The 16,636-nt window shown below is 72.9% G+C and carries 15 protein-coding genes; 7 read left to right on the top strand and 8 right to left on the bottom strand.

What is annotated here, in order from left to right; genetic code table 11:
* The 4 genes from fabZ to lpxB are packed head-to-tail and all read left to right on the top strand — an operon-like array spanning window position 1 to window position 3,342.
* On the top strand, window positions 1-477 hold the full coding sequence (fabZ, locus tag J3A75_RS23560) for a 3-hydroxyacyl-ACP dehydratase FabZ (protein WP_012320377.1): 477 nt from the start codon (window positions 1-3) through the stop codon (window positions 475-477).
* Window positions 474-1,292, top strand: a complete 819-nt coding sequence (lpxA, locus tag J3A75_RS23555; protein ID WP_012320376.1) for an acyl-ACP--UDP-N-acetylglucosamine O-acyltransferase — start codon at window positions 474-476, stop codon at window positions 1,290-1,292. The genes fabZ and lpxA overlap by 4 nt, the downstream gene beginning before the upstream one ends.
* An 11-nt stretch (window positions 1,293-1,303) precedes the next feature.
* Window positions 1,304-2,167: an LpxI family protein gene (locus tag J3A75_RS23550; RefSeq protein WP_012320375.1), complete on the top strand. Its 864-nt coding sequence runs from the start codon at window positions 1,304-1,306 to the stop codon at window positions 2,165-2,167.
* Window positions 2,164-3,342 (top strand): lipid-A-disaccharide synthase, encoded by a 1,179-nt coding sequence (lpxB, locus tag J3A75_RS23545; RefSeq protein WP_012320374.1) that lies wholly within the window; start codon window positions 2,164-2,166, stop codon window positions 3,340-3,342. The genes J3A75_RS23550 and lpxB overlap by 4 nt, the downstream gene beginning before the upstream one ends.
* A 9-nt stretch (window positions 3,343-3,351) precedes the next feature.
* On the opposite strand, the gene J3A75_RS23540 is transcribed toward lpxB, so the two are convergent.
* Window positions 3,352-4,032: a hypothetical protein gene (locus tag J3A75_RS23540; protein WP_012320373.1), complete on the bottom strand. Its 681-nt coding sequence runs from the start codon at window positions 4,030-4,032 to the stop codon at window positions 3,352-3,354.
* A gap of 22 nt (window positions 4,033-4,054) precedes the next feature.
* Complete coding sequence (locus tag J3A75_RS23535) at window positions 4,055-4,687, bottom strand: 2OG-Fe(II) oxygenase (protein WP_012320372.1); 633 nt, start codon at window positions 4,685-4,687, stop codon at window positions 4,055-4,057.
* Window positions 4,688-4,979: 292 nt separating this feature from the next.
* Between J3A75_RS23535 and J3A75_RS23530 the strand changes: the two genes are divergently transcribed.
* Together J3A75_RS23530 and J3A75_RS23525 are read left to right on the top strand one after the other, a co-directional pair.
* The gene (locus tag J3A75_RS23530) at window positions 4,980-5,297 is read left to right on the top strand and encodes a hypothetical protein (protein ID WP_043074150.1); all 318 of its coding nucleotides are present in this window, start codon (window positions 4,980-4,982) and stop codon (window positions 5,295-5,297) included.
* Between the two features lie 158 nt (window positions 5,298-5,455).
* Window positions 5,456-7,567 carry an ABC transporter ATP-binding protein/permease gene (locus J3A75_RS23525; protein ID WP_070999949.1) on the top strand — a complete coding sequence of 704 codons (2,112 nt, stop codon included), beginning with the start codon at window positions 5,456-5,458 and terminating at the stop codon, window positions 7,565-7,567.
* A 206-nt stretch (window positions 7,568-7,773) separates the two neighbouring features.
* Here J3A75_RS23525 and eda read toward each other — a convergent pair whose 3' ends face one another.
* The 3 genes from eda to J3A75_RS23510 all read right to left on the bottom strand — a co-directional run bounded on the left by eda (window position 7,774) and on the right by J3A75_RS23510 (window position 11,772).
* Window positions 7,774-8,400: a bifunctional 4-hydroxy-2-oxoglutarate aldolase/2-dehydro-3-deoxy-phosphogluconate aldolase gene (gene eda, locus J3A75_RS23520; RefSeq protein WP_012320369.1), complete on the bottom strand. Its 627-nt coding sequence runs from the start codon at window positions 8,398-8,400 to the stop codon at window positions 7,774-7,776.
* Between the two features lie 22 nt (window positions 8,401-8,422).
* Window positions 8,423-10,249, bottom strand: a complete 1,827-nt coding sequence (gene edd / locus J3A75_RS23515) for a phosphogluconate dehydratase (RefSeq protein WP_012320368.1) — start codon at window positions 10,247-10,249, stop codon at window positions 8,423-8,425.
* Window positions 10,250-10,650: 401 nt separating this feature from the next.
* Window positions 10,651-11,772: an asparaginase gene (locus J3A75_RS23510; RefSeq protein ID WP_012320367.1), complete on the bottom strand. Its 1,122-nt coding sequence runs from the start codon at window positions 11,770-11,772 to the stop codon at window positions 10,651-10,653.
* Between the two features lie 170 nt (window positions 11,773-11,942).
* On the opposite strand from J3A75_RS23510, the gene J3A75_RS23505 reads away from it, so the two are divergent.
* Entirely contained in the window at window positions 11,943-12,185 is a 243-nt protein-coding gene (locus tag J3A75_RS23505) for a hypothetical protein (protein ID WP_024829316.1), read from the top strand.
* A 28-nt stretch (window positions 12,186-12,213) separates the two neighbouring features.
* Here J3A75_RS23505 and J3A75_RS23500 read toward each other — a convergent pair whose 3' ends face one another.
* The 3 genes from J3A75_RS23500 to J3A75_RS23490 all read right to left on the bottom strand — a co-directional run bounded on the left by J3A75_RS23500 (window position 12,214) and on the right by J3A75_RS23490 (window position 16,529).
* The gene (locus tag J3A75_RS23500) at window positions 12,214-13,533 is read right to left on the bottom strand and encodes an MFS transporter (RefSeq protein ID WP_012320365.1); all 1,320 of its coding nucleotides are present in this window, start codon (window positions 13,531-13,533) and stop codon (window positions 12,214-12,216) included.
* Window positions 13,534-13,680: 147 nt separating this feature from the next.
* Window positions 13,681-15,081 (bottom strand): sigma-54-dependent transcriptional regulator, encoded by a 1,401-nt coding sequence (locus J3A75_RS23495; RefSeq protein ID WP_024829318.1) that lies wholly within the window; start codon window positions 15,079-15,081, stop codon window positions 13,681-13,683.
* On the bottom strand, window positions 15,066-16,529 hold the full coding sequence (locus J3A75_RS23490; RefSeq protein ID WP_024829319.1) for a sensor histidine kinase: 1,464 nt from the start codon (window positions 16,527-16,529) through the stop codon (window positions 15,066-15,068). Before J3A75_RS23490 ends, J3A75_RS23495 begins: the two co-directional genes overlap by 16 nt.
* Window positions 16,530-16,636 lie beyond the last annotated feature (107 nt).

Here is a 16,636-nt window from a genome sequence, read left to right as displayed (position 1 = left end):
ATGAGTGAGGCGGCGCGCGAGACCGGCACCGAGCTGGGCACAGCCGACATCCAGACGCTGCTGGAGCTGCTGCCGCACCGCTACCCGTTCCTGATGGTGGACCGCATCGTCGAGATCGACCGGGACGAATCCTGCGTCGGCATCAAGAACGTCACGGCCAACGAGCCGCAGTTCATGGGCCACTTCCCCGACATGCCGGTCTTCCCGGGCGTGCTCCTGATCGAGGGCATGGCGCAGACGGCGGGCGCCATCTGCTGCCGCCACATCCGGGCGGACGGGCGGAACACCAAGCAGGTGTTCTTCATGACCATCGACAAGTGCAAGTTCCGCAAGCCCGTCACCCCCGGCGACCAGGTGCGCTTCCACATGACGAAGCTGAACCAGCGCCGGACCATGTGGTGGTTCCGCGGCGAGGCCCGGGTCGACGGCACGCTGGTCGCCGAGGCCGAGATCAGCGCCATGCTGGTGACGGAGTGACCGCGCCCGCCATCCACCCGAGCGCCGTGATCGAGTCCGGCGCCCGGATCGGCGACGGGGCGCGGATCGGCCCCTTCTGCCATGTCGGGCCCGAGGTCGTGCTCGGCGCGGATTGCGAGCTCATCAGCCACGTGGTCCTCGCGGGCCGGACCACGATCGGCCCCCGCACCCGGATCTTCCCCTTCGCGTCGATCGGCCACCAGCCGCAGGACCTGAAGTACCGGGGCGAGGCCTCGACCCTGACGATCGGCGCCGATTGCCTGATCCGCGAGGGCGTCACCATGAACCCGGGCACGAGCGGCGGCGGCCTGGAGACCCTGGTCGGCGACCACTGCACCTTCCTGGCCAACTCGCATGTCGGCCACGATTGTCGGGTCGGCGCCCACGTGATCTTCTCCAACAACGTCATGCTGGCGGGCCATTGCAGCGTCGGCGACTACGCGATCCTGGGTGGCGGCGCCGCCGTGATCCAGTTCGCGCGGGTCGGCGCGCACGCCTTCGTGGGCGGCCTGTCGGGCCTGGAGAACGACTGCATCCCCTACGGCATGGTGCTCGGCAACCGGGCCTACCTGTCGGGGCTCAACATCATCGGCCTGCAGCGCCGCGGCTTCGCCCGCGAGGACATCCACGCGCTGCGGCGCGCCTACCGCCTGCTCTTCGCCCCAGAGGGCACGCTGATGGAGCGGGTGGAGGACGTGGCCGCGACCTTCGAATCCCACGCGGCGGTCGCCGAGATCCTCGACTTCATCCGCCTCGGCGGCAAGCGCTCGATCTGCACGCCGCGCGAGGTTCCGACCCCGATCAGCGCCGCCTGAGCGGCCGGGCCGTGACCGAGGCCGATCCCGCCCCCGAGGGGGCCCTGGTCCTGATCGCGGGGGCGGGGCGCCTGCCCGAACTCGTCGCCGAGTCGCTCCGCCGGGCGCGCCGGCCCTTCCGGGTCATCGCCCTGCGCGGCTTCACCGGGCCGGCCCTGCGCGCCGGCGCCGACGCGACGGTCGATCTCCTCGATCTCGCGGCCACCCTGAAGCTGCTGCGGCGCTGGGGTCCGGCGACCGTGGTGCCGGCGGGCGGCGTCTCCCGCCCGAGCCCGGCCGCGATCCTCAACGCCGGCGCCGCCCTGCGCAACCGCGAGGCCCTGCGGGCGATCGCCGGCGGCGGGGACGACCGCCTGCTGCGGGCCGCCGTCGCGCTGGTCGAGGAGGAGGGACACCGCGTCGTCGGCGTCCACGAGGCCGCGCCGGACCTGCTCTGCCCAGACGGCCCCCTCGGGCGCCGGGCCCCGGACGCCGAGGCCGCCGCCTCGATCCGCACCGGGCGCGGCGTCCTGGACGCCCTCTCGCCCTACGATCTGGGGCAGGCGGTGGTTCTGGCCGGCGACCGGATCCTCGCGGTGGAAGGGCCGGAGGGCACGGACCGCATGCTCGCCCGGGCGCGGGCCCTGGGGCGCCGCCCCTTCGGGTTCGGCCGGGCAATGCCCTCCACCGTGCTGGTGAAGGCCCCGAAGGTCGGCCAGGACCGCCGCATCGATCTTCCGGCGATCGGCGCGCGGACCGTGCGCAACGCCGCCCGGGCGGGCTGCGTCGGCCTCGCCCTGGAGGCGGGCGGGACCCTGGTCATCGACCGGGCGGCCACGGCCGCGGAGGCCGATCGCCTCGGCCTCTTCGTGGTCGGGTACGGAGGCGCGCCGTGACCGGCCGGCCCCGGACGATCTGGCTCGTCGCCGGCGAGGATTCCGGCGACCAGCTCGGCGCCAAGCTGATGCGTGCCCTGCGCGAGGCCGCGCCCGACACCGTCTTCGGCGGCGTCGGCGGCGAGGCCATGGCGGAGGCGGGGTTCGCGTCGCTGTTCCCGCTCGATGACGTGGCGGTGATGGGCTACCTGCCGGTTCTCGCCCGCGCCCGGACGCTGCTCCGCCGCATCCGCGAGACGGTGTCGGCGACGATCCGCGCCCGGCCGGACGTGCTGGTGATCATCGACAGCCCGGGCTTCACCCACGCGGTGGCCCGGCGGGTGCGCAGGGCGGCCCCCGGCATCCCGATCATCGACTACGTGTCGCCGAGCGTCTGGGCGTGGCGGCCCTGGCGGGCGAAGGGCATGCGTCCGTTCATCGACCACGTCCTGGCCCTGCTCCCCTTCGAGCCCGACGCGCATCTGCGGCTCGGCGGCCCCCCCTGCACCTATGTCGGGCACCCGCTGATCGAGCGCCTCCCGGAGCTGCGCCCCGGCGCGGACGAGCGGGGGCGGCGCGACGCCGTGCCCTACAGCCTCGTGGTCCTGCCGGGCTCCCGTCGGTCCGAGATCGAGCGGCTGATGCCGGTCTTCGGCGCGGCCCTGGCACGCGTGGCCGAGGGCCTCGCGGTCGAGGCGGTGCTGCCCGCCGTGACCCGGCACAGGGCCCTGATCGAGCGGCTTTCGGCCGACTGGGCGGTGCCGGTCCGCATCGTGACCGGCGAGGCGCCGAAATACGCCGCCTTCCGGGAGGCCCGGGCGGCGCTCGCCGCCTCCGGCACGGTCACGCTGGAGCTGGCGCTCGCCGGCGTGCCGATGGTCGTCGCCTACAAGGTCTCGCGGGCGGAGGAGTTCATCGCCCGCCGGCTGATCCAGGTCCCGAGCATCGTGCTGCCGAACCTGATCCTCGCCGAGAACGCGATGCCGGAATTCGTCCAGGCCGACTGCACCCCGGAGCGCCTCGCGGGCGCCCTGCGGCCACTCCTGGCCGGCGGTGCCGACCGCGACGTCCAGCTCGCCGCCCTCGGCCGCATCGACGGGCGGATGCGGCTCGCCGCGGCGGACACGCCGAGCCGCGCGGCGGCGCGGATCGTCCTGCGCGCGGCCGAGGGGCGGGGGCCGGGTCCGGCGGCGTGACGGTCCCCCTCAGCCGGCGCGGCGGCCGCAGCGGATGTAGGTCGAGGTCCCGCGGCTGCTCGACCAGGTCAGATGCTCGCCGTCCACCTGCAGGCGGACCTGCGACGACCAGCGGCGGCCGCGATCGCTGCACTCGGCGGCGGTGACCCAGGCGGCGCCGCTCCGCCGCATGTCGTGGAAGAGGCAGAGCGTGCGGCCCGCGCGGGCGCGGTCCTGCGTGATCGTGGCCGGGATGTAGCCGCGGCGCCGCGACCGGGCCCCGCAGGCCTCGGGTGTCGGGCCCCAGACGCCGACGTACTCGGCCGCGGCCGACGCGACGGCCGGAGCGGGGACCGGAGCCGGCACCGGCCGGGCGTTCGCGACCGCGGGCGCCGCCGCGGCGGTCTGCGGGGCCGGCGGCGCCGCCGCGGCGGCCATGGCGGTCTGGCCGGGCGTCTCGGCCGGGGGCGCGGGCTGGTCGGGCTCGTCGAGCATCACCACGCGGCGCGCGGCGCGCGGACCGGCGGAGCTCCCAGCGGACGGGCCCGCTTCCGGCATGGACGGGCGGAACGGCAGGTCCTCGGTCAGGTAGGCGGCGCTGTAGGCGAACAGGCCCACCCAGCCGAGGATGAGGAGCGTCGGCAGGGCGAAGCGACGCCAGGAGCCGGCACGCGCCCCGTCGCCCGGATCCGCCAGCACGACCGCCCCCATGGTCCGCCCCCTTCTCGTCCGATCAGCGGCCGAAGATGCCCTTCAGGAACTGCGCCGTGCGGTTGCGCTTGCGCTTGCGCTCCAGCTCCGACGCGTCCTTGAGCCACGCCACCTGCACCACGCGCCGCTCGCCCTCGAAGGGCTCGTGGCCGTGCCAGGAATTGTCCGCCCGCAGGAAGGCGAACATCGTGCCCATGGTCGGCGGGACTTCCACCGCGAAGGGCTCGTAGTTGCGGCCGTCGTACAGCACCCGCAGGCGGCCGGCCGCGGGGGCGTCCCAGGCATCGTTCATGTAGACGAGCAGGGTCAGCACCTTCGACGGGCCGTCGGTGTGGATCGAGCCGTATTTCAGCTGGCTGCGGCGCATGATGGTCGTCAGCCGCGGGCACGAGACGAGGTCGATGCCGAATTTCTCGCCGAGGATCTCCGAGAAGGCGTCGCTCTCCAGCTCGTCGATCAGCGCCTTGAACCGGCCCTTGAGGGCGACCTCGTCCACCGTGAGGTAGCCGGGCTTGGCGATGTCCGGGAAGTCGCGCCGGATGTCGTCGATCGCCTCGGGATTCAGGACGTTGCTGCCGAGCGTGTAGGCGTAGGGCTCGCGGGAGACGGGCGCGGCGCGCACGGCGGAGATGTCGAGGATCGAGAGAGCGGACATCGCTGGGTCCCTTGGCTCCGGCGCCGGTCGGCCGGCACGCGGGGCGCCGGAGACGCGTGCCGGGGGGGCCGGTCCAGCCGTCGTGCCGGGGCCGCCCGCGCAGGCGTCCACGATCACAAATCTAAAGCGGCTTTCGGCAATCCCGGAATCTCCTAATCCGCCGATTGCGGCGGTCCGACGGCGAAAGCGGCCCGGTGGCGCATTCCGGTGACAGTCTCGGACGGCCTGCTTGTGCAGGATGGCGCCAGACCCGCGGGCTTTCTTCCCGGGTGCGTACCGGAACCCGTGCCCGATGAGGCCGTTGGCCCTCGCTCTGCTGTTCGCCCACCTCGCCGCCGTCGCGACCGGGGTCGAGGCCCGCGCCCAGACGCGGCCGCCGCGCGGCTCGATGACGGCCCGCATGACCTGCTCCGAGGCGATGGCCCTGGTGAAGAACGAGGGCGACGTGATCATCGCCGCCGGGACGGCGCCGGAGCGCTTCGTCAGCAATCCCGGGCAGTGCAGCGGCTCGGAGATCGCCGAACTGCGCTTCGCCCCCACGCGCGACAACCCGCAATGCCCGATCGGCTACCATTGCCGCGAGCCCGGCTTCGAGGAGTGGAACTGGTAGCCGCGCTGCCCGCGCCACCCGCGTAAATCGCCGCACCGTCGGAAGGTGACCAAAGTTTCACGCGACAGCGCGGCCAGAGTGCCACTATCTGGCCATCTGCCGGGGCCAAGGCCGCCGGTGGCGTCCCGAGCGGGCGCGCACGGATGGGGGATCGACGCGTGGCAGCACTCAGGACCGGACTGGGCATCCAGGCCGTGCTCACCGCCCTGGCCGCGCTGATCCTGCTGGCGTTCCCCGGAATCCCGAGCCCGCCGCTCTACGTCTCCCTCGCCGGCTTCGCCATGGCGGGCATCCTGATCGCCTCGAACGGCATCTCGGCCTACCTCAAGGTCTTCGTCTCGGTCTACGGCGTCGGCTACCTGCTGCTCGCGGGCTCGAAGACGGTCGCCGCCATGGGGCTGCTGCCGCCGGTGGTCGCGGCCCTGCTCCCGCCGGCCTTCGCCGCCACCGGCGCGGTGGTCTTCGCTGCCATCGTGCTGGGCATCTCGCATCTCGAGCCGATCCGCGCGATCACCAACATCGCCGACCCGTACTTCGCCAACCGCGACAAGCCGACCAAGGAGATCGGCCTGTTCCGCTGGTTCGGCACCACCGAGGGCCGGATCGGCCGCAACCTCGTGGCGCTGTCCATCTTCGTGAATTTCGCCGACGTGGCGCTGACGCTGCGGTTCAACTTCTTCTACCGCGACATCTACAACTCGCTCCAGGAATACGACGCGAACGCGTTCTGGTACCAGCTGCTCTGGGTGTTCGTGCCGCTGGCCACGCTGAACATCGCCATCGGTATGTTCGACCTGTTCGTGGATTCCTCGCTGCTGATCCGCTGGCGCACGTGGCTGACCCACAGCCTGTACGAGCGCTGGCTCGGCAACGGCACGCACTACCGCATCCCGTTCACCGACGAGGAGGCGGACAACCCGGATCAGCGCATCCAGGCCGACGTCAACAGCTTCATCGTGCAGACCACGACGCTGTCGATCCGGCTGCTCAGCCAGGCCGCGCAGCTCGTCTCGTTCATCGTGATCCTCTGGACCCTGTCGCGCGACTTCGTCGTGCCGTTCACCGACACGGTGATCCCGGGCTTCCTGGTCTGGCTGGTGATCGCCTACGCGGTGGTCGGCACGTGGCTCACCCACCTGATCGGCCGGCCGCTCATCGGGCTGGACTTCCGGCAGGAGCAGGTCGAGGCGAATTTCCGCTTCGCGCTGGCCCGGAACCGCATCTACTCGGAGCAGATCGCCCTGCTGCGCGGCGAGCGCGCGGAGGCCTCGCGGCTCTCGAGCCTGTTCCACAGCGTGATCGACAACTACGTCGGGATCATCTTCCGCCGCATCAAGCTGATCGCCTTCACGTTCAGCTACCGGCAGGCGAGCGTGATCTTCCCGATGGTGCTGGCGGCCCCGTCCTTCTTCGCCAAGAAGATCACGCTGGGCGCGCTGCAGCAGACCTCCCAGGCGTTCGGCCAGGTGCAGAGCTCGCTGTCGTTCTTCGTCGATTCGTACACGACGCTGGCGGCCTACAAGGCCAACACCATCCGTCTCGGCTCCTTCCGCCGGGCCATGACCAAGGCCGAGGCGCTGGAGGCGGCGGGCTACGGCCTCGTCCAGGGCAACGACAGCGCCGGCGACGTCACCGCGCGCGACCTGGTCCTCGCCCTTCCGAACGGGAAGCCGATCGTCACCGCCGACGCGCTGACCCTGCCGCGCGGCGGCGCGACCCTGGTCACGGGTCCCTCCGGCTCGGGCAAGTCGACCCTGTTCCGGGCGATCGCGGGGATCTGGCCCTTCGGCAAGGGCCGGGTCGACGTGCCCGCCGGGCAGTCGGCGCTGCTGCTGCCGCAGCGGCCCTACATCCCGCAGGGCACGCTGCGCGGCGCCGTGGTCTACCCGAACACCACCGACCAGTTCCCGGACGCGGCGATCAGGGACGCCCTGACGGCCGCCCAGCTCGCCCACCTCGTCGACCACCTCGACGAGAGCGACACCTGGGAGCGGCGGCTGTCGGGCGGCGAGCAGCAGCGGCTGGCCATCGCCCGCGCGCTGCTGGCGAAGCCCGAATGGCTGTTCCTCGACGAGGCGACGGCCTCCCTCGACGAGCCTTCCGAGGCGGCCCTCTACCGGATGCTGCGCGAGCGGCTTCCCGGCACGACGATCGTGTCGATCGGCCATCGCTCGACGCTCGACGCCTTCCACGACCGGCGCATCGCGCTCGAGTCGGAGAGCGGCGTGTTCGTCCCGCGCGTGCAGCGGCAGCCGCTGCCGGCAGAGTAGCCGGCGGCACGACCGGCCCTCCCTCCGCCGGGAGGGGAGCCGATGTCCGGCTGCTCAGCCCTGCGGTCTTCCGCCGATCGACGCGGGCGCCGTGCCCTGTCCGTCATCGCGAGCGCGGCGAGGTGATCCAGGGCAGCGCGACATCTCGAAGATTTGGCGCGACCCCGGACCTTTCGCTCTGCTCGCAAGGGCTTCGGTCGTGAGGCTTACGCCGTCCGCAACCCGGCGGCGGCCCGGGCCGCCCGCTCGATCGCCGCCGGGTCGGGGGCGCCGGGCTTCACCACCCAGCTGCCGCCGACGCAGAGCACGGACGGGATCGACAGCCATTCGGGAGCGGTCGCCTCGGTGATCCCGCCCGTGGGGCAGAACCGCACCGCGCCGAACACGGCCGCGTGCGCCTTCAGCGCCTTGATCCCGCCCGCGGCCTCGGCCGGGAAGAACTTGAACCGGTCGAGGCCGTGGTCGAGGCCGCGCATGATGTCGGCCGCCGTGGCCACGCCGGGCAGGTAGGGCACGCCGTTGGCCTTGGCGGCGTCGGTCAGCGGCTCGGTGAGGCCCGGCGAGACGATGAACTCGGCCCCCGCCGCCAGCGCCTTCTCGAGATCGCGCGGGTTGAGCACCGTCCCGGCGCCCACCACCGCGCCCTCGACCCGCGTCATCTCCCGGATGACGTCGAGGGCGGCCGGGGTCCGCAGGGTGACCTCCAGGGCGGTCAGGCCGCCCTTGACCAGGGCCTCGGCGATGGGCCGCGCCTGGGCCGCGTCGTCGATCACCAGGACCGGAATGACGGGCACGGAGCGCATCAGCGCGTCGATGCTGGTCAGATCGTTCATGGTCGGCAACTCCCTCTCGGTTTCAGAGGCCGGCGGCGGCGAGCATCGCCGAGGCGCCCCGCTCCGCCGTGTCGGCCCCCTGGCGCATGAACGCGAACAGCTCCCGCCCGGTGCCCTGCGCGGCCTCCGGCGCCTCGGCCTCGGGGCGCGCCGCGAATTCCGCGTCGTCGACCAGAACCTGCAGCAGCCCGTCGGCGGCGCTGAGGCGGACGATGTCGCCGTCGCGGATCCGCCCGATCGGGCCGCCGCCGAGCGCCTCGGGGCTCAGGTGGATGGCGGCCGGCACCTTGCCCGACGCCCCCGACATGCGCCCGTCGGTCACCAGGGCGACCCGGTGGCCGCGGTCCTGCAGCACGCCCAGCGGCGGGGTCAGCTTGTGCAGCTCGGGCATGCCGTTCGCCTTCGGGCCCTGGAACCGGACCACGACCACGACGTCGCGCTCCAGCTCCCCGGCCTTGAACGCCTTCAGCACCTCGTCCTGGTCGGAGAAGACCCGGGCCGGGGCCTCGATGGTGCGGCGGTGCTCCTCGACGGCGCTGGTCTTGAACGTCGCCCGGCCGAGATTGCCCTTCACGAGCCGCATGCCGCCGTCGGGCTGGAACGGGTTGCCCGGCCGGCGCAGCATCGTGTCGTCCAGGCTCTCCGGCACCGCGTCCTCGAAGACCAGATCCTCGCCGTCGAGTTTCGGGTCGCGGGCGTGGTCGCGCAGCGACTGGCCCGCCACGGTCAGGATGTCGTCGTGCAGGAGGCCCGCGTCGAGCAGCGCCGCCATCACGAAGCTCATGCCGCCCGCGGCGTGGAAGTGGTTCACGTCGCCGGCGCCGTTCGGGTAGACGCGGGCGATCAGCGGCACGGCGCTGGAGAGCCGGTCGATATCCTCCCAGTCGATCACGATGCCGGCGGCGCGCGCGATGGCCGGCAGGTGGATCGCGTGGTTGGTCGAGCCGCCCGTGGCGAGGAGGCCGACCGCGGCGTTGACGATCGCCTTCTCGTCGACGCAGAGGCCGAGGGGGCGGTAGTCGTTGCCGGCGCCGCCGATCTCGGTGAGGCGGTGGATCGCCGCCCGGGTCACGGCCTGGCGCAGCTTGGTGCCCGGGTTGATGAAGGACGCGCCCGGCATGTGCAGGCCCATCATGTCCATCATCATCTGGTTGGAGTTGGCGGTGCCGTAGAACGTGCAGGTCCCGGCCGCGTGGTAGGAGGCGGACTCGGATTCGAGCAGTTCCGCCCGGCCGACCTTGCCCTCGGCGTAGAGCTGGCGGATCCGCTGCTTCTCCTTGTTGGCGAGGCCCGAGGGCATGGGACCGGCCGGGATCAGGATCGTCGGCAGGTGGCCGAAGCGGAGCGCCCCGATGAGCAGGCCCGGCACGATCTTGTCGCAGATGCCGAGGAGCGCCGCCCCGTCGAACATGCCGTGGCTCAGCGCCACCGCGGTGGAGAGCGCGATCGTGTCCCGGGAGAACAGCGACAGCTCCATGCCGCTCTGGCCCTGGGTGACGCCGTCGCACATGGCCGGCGTACCGCCAGCGACCTGCGCGGTGGCGCCGCGCTCCCGGGCGAACAGCTTGATCTGCTCCGGGTAGCGCCCGTAGGGCTGATGGGCCGAGAGCATGTCGTTGTAGGCGGTGACGATGCCGATGTTCATCACCGTCCGCTCGTCGCGGATCGCCGCCTTGTCCTCGCCGGAGGCCGCGAAGCCGTGGGCGAGGTTGCCGCAGGCGAGCTTGCCGCGCCGGACCCCCGCCTCGCGCTCGCGGGCGATCAGGTCGAGATAGGCGCGCCGGGTCTCGCGGGAGCGCGCCACGACGCGCTCGGTGACCGCCGCGACCTCGGGATGAAGCTCGGTCATGCTCGTTCCTCCAGGCTCGGTGCCGACGGGCGCGCGGCCGGGGCCGCGAGTCGGGATCGGCCGCGCGGCCGCGTCGTCGGTGGCCGGTATCTAAGGGGGTGCGCCGCGGGATGTAACCCGGGGCGAGCGCCGGCGACGCCATGCGGTCTGCCCGCCGGCTCGGGAAACCCCGAGTTCAGGGCAGCGAACGCTCACGCCCTCGATCGATGCCGCCGGCCTCGTCGTGACGAGCGGAGCGAAGTGACACAGGGCAGCGCGACCCTGGATCGCTTCGCTGCGCTCGCGAAGCCGGTGGGTCCACGCCCCTGCGCGGACGCCCGACGTCGGCAGGTCTCGAAGCGTTCCTCCGAGGCCTGCCTCAGCGAGGGGTTGAACCTCAGGGGCGCAGCGCGTCCCTGGACTCAATACTCCCAGAAGATGCGCTGCAGCTCCTTGGTGTCGCTGGTCTTGGTGAGCGCCACGGCCGCCAGGATCTTGGCCTTGGCGGGGTTGAGGTCGTGGGCGACCACCCAGTCGTACTTGTCGTCGGGCTGCTCGGCGTTGCGCAGGACGAAGCCGTCCGGCACCCGCGACGAGCGGATCACGATGGCGCCCTTGGAGCGGATGTCCTTCAGCTTGTCGACGAGGTAGCCGGGCACCGAGCCGTTGCCGGTGCCGGCGTTGACGATCGCCTTCGCGCCCGCCTGGAGCTCGGCGTCGTAGACCCCCGGGATCATGTTGCCCGAGCCGTAGACGATGCCGACCAGCGGCAGGCTGTCGATCTGGTCGATGTCGAACTCGGAGCTCATGTTGTGCCGCTTCGTCAGCGAGCGGAAGAAGTAGGTCTTGCCCTCGACCACCATGCCGAGCGGCCCCCACTGGCTGTAGAAGGCGCTGGGCACGATGTTGGTCCGCTTGTTCACGTCGCGGCCGCACTGGATGTAGTCGTTCATCGTCACGGTGACGCCCTGGCCGATCGCCTCCTTGCTGGCGGCGACCGTGACGGCGTCGAGCAGGTTGAGGGCGCCGTCGGCCGAGATCGCCGTGCCCGGCCGCATCGAGCCGACCACCACGATCGGCTTGTCGCTCTTCACCACGAGGTCGAGGAAGAACGCGGTCTCCTCCAGCGTGTCGGTCCCGTGCGTGACGACGACGCCGTCGACGTCGTCCTGCTTCAGGAGCTGGGACACGCGCTTGCCGAGCTGGACGAGCTGGGCGTCGGTGAAGCTCTCGGAGGCGATCTGGAAGACCTGCTCGCCGCGGACGTTGGCGATGGTGTTCACCTGCGGCACGGCCGCGATCAGCTTGTCGACCGGCACCTTGGCGGCCGTGTAGGTGGCGCTGTTGGCGGCGTCGGCGCCGGCGCCGGCGATCGTCCCGCCGGTGGCGAGGATCACGACGTTCGGCTTCTTCGCTGCGGCGGCTGCGCCGGCCTCGGGCATCTCGCGGGCGACGAGGGGCGCCGCCCCGAATCCGCTGGCCAGGGCCAGGGCGAAGACCGCTCCGCGCAGGGGAAGAGCCGCGCCGCTTCGGCAGGAGAACATCGGAGATCCTCGACGGTTGACGGGAGAGCGAGTGGGACTCGCCGCGGGGATGGTAGCCGCGCCTCCGGCCGAGGCAAGGATCATGCAGGGCGCCGACGCGCAGGGCGCGACGGATCGTTACGCAAGCTCGGGCGTTGATGGCGGTTGCTGTCCGCTCGGAGGTAGAAGCCATGCTGCATCTCGCCGGCCTGCTCGAGGAACTCGAGCGGAGCGAGCCCGCGCGGGCCGCGATGTCGATCCTCGAGACGTCCCTCGCGCGCCGCTCGACGGAGGAGCAGGGGGCGTTCTGGCGCGCCGTCGACATCTACTACGTCTCGCGGAAGGCCCCGCCGGAGGCGACTGTGCCGGGCGAAGTCGTGCCGGGTGAAGTCGTGCCGAGTCAGGCCGCGCCGGAGCTGGCCGCCGCGTCCTGAGCGCGGCCTCGGGACCCGATCGCGGCGCTCAGGCGCTCGCCGGCACGGCCGGCGGCATGCCGGCGCCGCTCTCGGGCTCGCTGCCCGCGCGCTCCGCGTCGCGGGTCTCGGGCATCAGCGCGAGGTAGAGGACGAAGCCGAGCGCCGCGATCGCCGCCAGCGCCAGGAAGGCGGTGGCGTAGCCCGCCGACACGATGATCACGCCGGCGAGCGTCGCGCTCAGGGAGGCACCGATGCCCTGGGCCGTCGCCACGGCGCCCTGGGCGGCGTTGAACCGGCCGCCGCCGCGGGTCAGGTCCGCGACCACGATCGGGAACAGCGCGCCGTAGACGCCGGCGCCGATTCCGTCGAGGAGCTGGACGCCCACCAGCCAGAACGGGTTGTCCGACAGCGTGTAGAGGACGCCGCGCAGCGCCAGGATGCCGAAGGCGGTGAGGAAGATCGGCTTGCGCCCGATCACGTCGGCCTTCGCGCCCACGAAGATCGCCACCGGCACCATCACGCACTGCGCCGCCACGATGCAGACCGCGATCAGCGAGGTCGCGTGGTCCTTGCCCGAGACGTGCGTCAGGAGCTGGCCCACCGAGGTCAGCATCGCCGCGTTGGCGAGGTGGAAGATCGCGCAGAGCACCGCGAAGATCAGGAGCGCCCGGTTCTGCAGCAGGGTGGCGAGGCCGGAGGGCTTCTCCTGCGCCTGCTCCTCGTCCTCGGTCATGCCCCGGGCGAGGTCGTTGTCGATGGCGTCGGCCGGCACCATCAGCATGGCGCCGATCGACAGCGCCGCCAGGATGCCCATGAGCCAGAACACCACCACCGGTCCGAAGAAGTAGGCGAGTCCGCCCGCTACGGCGGCCGAGACCGCGTTGCCGGCGTGGTTGAAGCCCTCGTTCCGGCCGATCCGCTTGGCGAACATCTTCGGCCCGACGAGGCCCAGCGTGATCGCGGCCAGCGCCGGCGGGAAGATCGTCCCGGCGACGTGGGCGATCGATTGGGTGGCGGTGACGAGGTAGAAGTTCGTGATGAACGGCAGGACGAGGCAGCTGGCCGTCACCGCGATGGCGCCGCCGATCACCACCGCGCGCTTGTGGTTGGTGGCGTCGATCAGCGCGCCGGCGGGCGTCTGCGCCACGAGGCCGAGAATGCCCGCGATCGTCATCACGAGGCCGGTCGTGGCCTCGTTCCAGCCCTGGTCCGGGCCGCGCACGGCGATCAGGTAGATGGCGAGGTAGGGGCCGAGGCCGTCGCGCACGTCGGCCAGGAAGAAGTTGAGCGCGTCAAGGCCGCGCAGGGCCTTGGCCGAGGGCGTCCGGCTGCCGGCGCCGCGGGCGCCCGTCTCGATGCTGTTCATCCTGCCGCGATCCCCCGACCGACGGACGGCGCGGCTCCGATCCGGGCCGCGCCGTCGCACGCGGGGCTCGACGCCCGCGCGCGCCATCGGTTCCCGCGCCGCCGGGACCTCACGCGGGATGTGAACGATTCTCCGGCCCGATGGGCCTCAGGCCGGGTCGGTGCCCGCCGAAGCGTCGGGATTTCCGACAGCATCTGTCGTCTCTTCCGACAGATCGATCCCCGGCGCGGCGAGGCCGTAGCGCTCGATCTTGGCGTAGAGGAGCTGCCGCTGGATGCCGAGCCGGCGGGCGGCCCGGGCGCGGTTGCCGTCGGCCTCGCGGAGCGCGGCGGCGATCATGGTCCGCTCCAGGTGGGCCACGGCGCCGGGCAGGTCGCCGGCGAGCCCGTCCGTCACCGCGTCGTCGCCGCGCCGCTCGGGCCGCGCGGCCGGCAGATCGATGGCCTCGGCCGCGATCACGCCGCCGCGCACCAGCACGGCGGCCCGCTCCACGACGTTGCGCAGCTCGCGGACGTTGCCGGGCCACTCGTAGGCGAGCAGGCGCGAGGCGGCACCGCCGCTCAGGCGCTTGCCGGAGGGGACCAGGAAGTGCTCGGCGAGCGGCACGATGTCGGCCAGCCGCTCGCGCAGGGGCGGCAGGGCGATCGGCACGACGTTCAGCCGGTAGTACAGGTCGGCGCGGAACGTGCCCTCGGCGACCAGCGCCGGCAGGTCGCGATGCGTCGCCGCCACGAGCCGGACATCGACCCGGGCGGACCGGCCACCCAGCGGGGTGACGACGCAGTCCTGGATCACCCGCAGGATCTTGGCCTGCATCGCCGCCGGCATGTCGCCGATCTCGTCCAGGAACAGGGTGCCGCCCTCGGCCTCGTGGAAGGCGCCGGCGCGGTCCGAGGCCGCCCCGGCGAAGGCGCCCCGGACATGGCCGAAGAGCTCGCTCTCCAGCGCGTCGGCGGGGATCGCCGCGCAGTTCACCGGGATGAACGGCCGCGCGCGGCGCCGCGAGAAGGCGTGGAGGGCCCGGGCGACCTCCTCCTTGCCGGTGCCGGTCTCGCCCTGGATCAGGATCGTGGAGGCGCTGTCGGCGACGAGGCCGATGGTCTTCTGGACCTTCCGCATGCCCGCGCTCGACCCGATCAGGACCGGGTGGCCCGGCGGCGGGGCGGCGCTGCCGGGATCGCAGCGGGCGTCGCGCAGCATCGCGTCGAGGGCGGCGGCGAGATCGGCCCGGCCGATCGGCTTGGTCAGGTGGTCGTGCGCCCCCAGGCGCATCGCCTCGATGGTGTTGGCCGGGCTCGCGAAGGCCGTCAGCACCGTCACGGGGGGCGGCTCCGGCAGGGCGCGGATCCGCTCGAGCGTGGCCATGCCGTCGAGGGCGCCGGGCATGCGCAGGTCGAGGAGCACCGCCGCCACCGGACCCTCGGCCAGCCGCGCCAGGGCCTCCGAGCCGGAGGCGACCGGGAGCGCGGTGTGCCCGAGATCGGTCACCGTCTCGGCGAGCCCGTCGCGCAGGGCTCTGTCGTCGTCGACGATCAGGATGGTTGCCATGGCAGGTCCAGGACAAAGGTGGTCTCCGGAGCGCCCTCGACCAGCCTCGCCTCGCCCCGATGGGCCAGGGCGATCTCGCGCACGATCGCGAGCCCGAGGCCGGTCCCGTCGGGCCGGCCGGTGACGAACGGCTCGAACAGGCCGGCGCGGATCACCGGATCGACGCCGGCGCCGGTATCGGCGACGCTGAGGCGCAGCCGCAGCGCGCCGTCGACCGTCGCCCGCTCGGCACCGAGGCGGATCCGGCCGCCCGGCGGCGCGTGCTGCAGGGCGTTCAGCAGCAGGTTGTCGACGGCCCGGGCGATCTGCGCCCGGTCGAGATGCGGATGGTCCGTGGCGGGCAGCCCGTCGGCGGCGACCGCGATCCGGACCGACCGCGCGCTCGCCAGCTCCTCGTGCAGGTGCGCGCACTCGGCCAGGAGCGGCTCTACCGGCGTGGGCATCCGGTTGAGCGGCCGCGCCTGGGTCAGGTTGAGGAGGTCGCGCAGCAGCGTGTCGACCCGGGCGATCTGGCCGAGCACCGCCTCGAGGGCGGCAGCGGTCCGGTGGGGATCGCCGCTGACCAGGGCGTTCTCGGCTTTCAGGCGCATCGCCGCGATGGGATTGCGGATCTCGTGGGCGACGCTCGCCGCCAGCCGGCCGACGGCGGCCAGTCGCTCGGTCGCCACGATGCGCGCCTGAGCCTCCCGCAGCCGCCCGCCGGCGGCGTTCAGGGCGTCCACCAGCCGGTCGAGTTCGCGCTCGCCGGTGCGGTCGAGATGGGGCAGATCCTGGCCGTCCGGGCGCGGCGCGGCGAGCGCGGCCTCCAGCCGGGCGATCCGCCCTGAGAACCCGTACAGGAACCAGCTCAGGAACGCGGCCGATCCGAGCACCGTCACGGCCAGGAAGCCGAGGCCCGCGAGGAAGCGCGTGTAGGTGGGGCCGTCGTTGACGTGCGCGCGCGTCATCGACCACGCGGTCAGGCCGGCCTCCGGCCCGTGAAGGGGGCAGGCCTGGAGCATCAGGACCTGGGTCCGGCTCGGCCGGCGCTCCGAGACCGCGTGGTCGACCCGCAGCGCCTGCGCGTTCAGCGCCGCGATGGCGTCGCGCTCGGCCGCCGGAAAGTCGGTCTTCGGCCCGGATCCCTCGTAGGTCGGATAGGCGTAGGCCACGGATCCGCGGGCGGCGCTCCAGATCCCGCCCTCGAGGCCCGGGAAGCGCGCCAGCGCGGTCGACAGGGTGCCGACCAGGTCGGCCTCTGCGCTACCCTTGCCGCGGGCCCGGACCAGGGCGGCGTACCGGTCGATGATCTCGCGGCAGGCCCGCCCGACCGCGAGGTCGGCCTGCGCCACCTGGACACCCGTCGACTGGTCGTAGACGCCGAGCATCAGGTAGGCGGTCGCGGCCGCGGAGGCGAGCAGCAGGACCCAGAGCGCGAGCAGCCGGGCGCGCAGGCTGTAGGCCGTCACGGCGGTGTCCGACCCGGCATGGCGCTGGCTCCTGCGGCGGCGTCGCGCCCGGACCCCGTTCCTACGCCAAGGCCCGGCCCCGTGACCACTCGACGACGCGAGGACGG

It is taken from the genome of Methylobacterium sp. PvP105 (assembly GCF_017876975.1).
In the GTDB taxonomy this organism is placed as follows: Bacteria; Pseudomonadota; Alphaproteobacteria; order Rhizobiales; family Beijerinckiaceae; genus Methylobacterium; species Methylobacterium radiotolerans.
This window is presented reverse-complemented; position numbering and strand designations above follow the sequence as displayed.

Excerpts from the sequence above, each read along its gene's own strand:
- J3A75_RS23510 (WP_012320367.1), bottom strand. The coding sequence starts at position 11,772 with ATGTTCTCCTGCCGAAGCGGCGCGGCTCTTCCCCTGCGCGGAGCGGTC.
- J3A75_RS23530 (WP_043074150.1), top strand. The coding sequence starts at position 4,980 with ATGAGGCCGTTGGCCCTCGCTCTGCTGTTCGCCCACCTCGCCGCCGTC.
- J3A75_RS23540 (WP_012320373.1), bottom strand. The coding sequence starts at position 4,032 with ATGGGGGCGGTCGTGCTGGCGGATCCGGGCGACGGGGCGCGTGCCGGC.
- eda (WP_012320369.1), bottom strand. The coding sequence starts at position 8,400 with ATGAACGATCTGACCAGCATCGACGCGCTGATGCGCTCCGTGCCCGTC.
- J3A75_RS23535 (WP_012320372.1), bottom strand. The coding sequence starts at position 4,687 with ATGTCCGCTCTCTCGATCCTCGACATCTCCGCCGTGCGCGCCGCGCCC.
- fabZ (WP_012320377.1), top strand. The coding sequence starts at position 1 with ATGAGTGAGGCGGCGCGCGAGACCGGCACCGAGCTGGGCACAGCCGAC.
- edd (WP_012320368.1), bottom strand. The coding sequence starts at position 10,249 with ATGACCGAGCTTCATCCCGAGGTCGCGGCGGTCACCGAGCGCGTCGTG.
- J3A75_RS23500 (WP_012320365.1), bottom strand. The coding sequence starts at position 13,533 with ATGAACAGCATCGAGACGGGCGCCCGCGGCGCCGGCAGCCGGACGCCC.
- J3A75_RS23505 (WP_024829316.1), top strand. The coding sequence starts at position 11,943 with ATGCTGCATCTCGCCGGCCTGCTCGAGGAACTCGAGCGGAGCGAGCCC.
- J3A75_RS23495 (WP_024829318.1), bottom strand. The coding sequence starts at position 15,081 with ATGGCAACCATCCTGATCGTCGACGACGACAGAGCCCTGCGCGACGGG.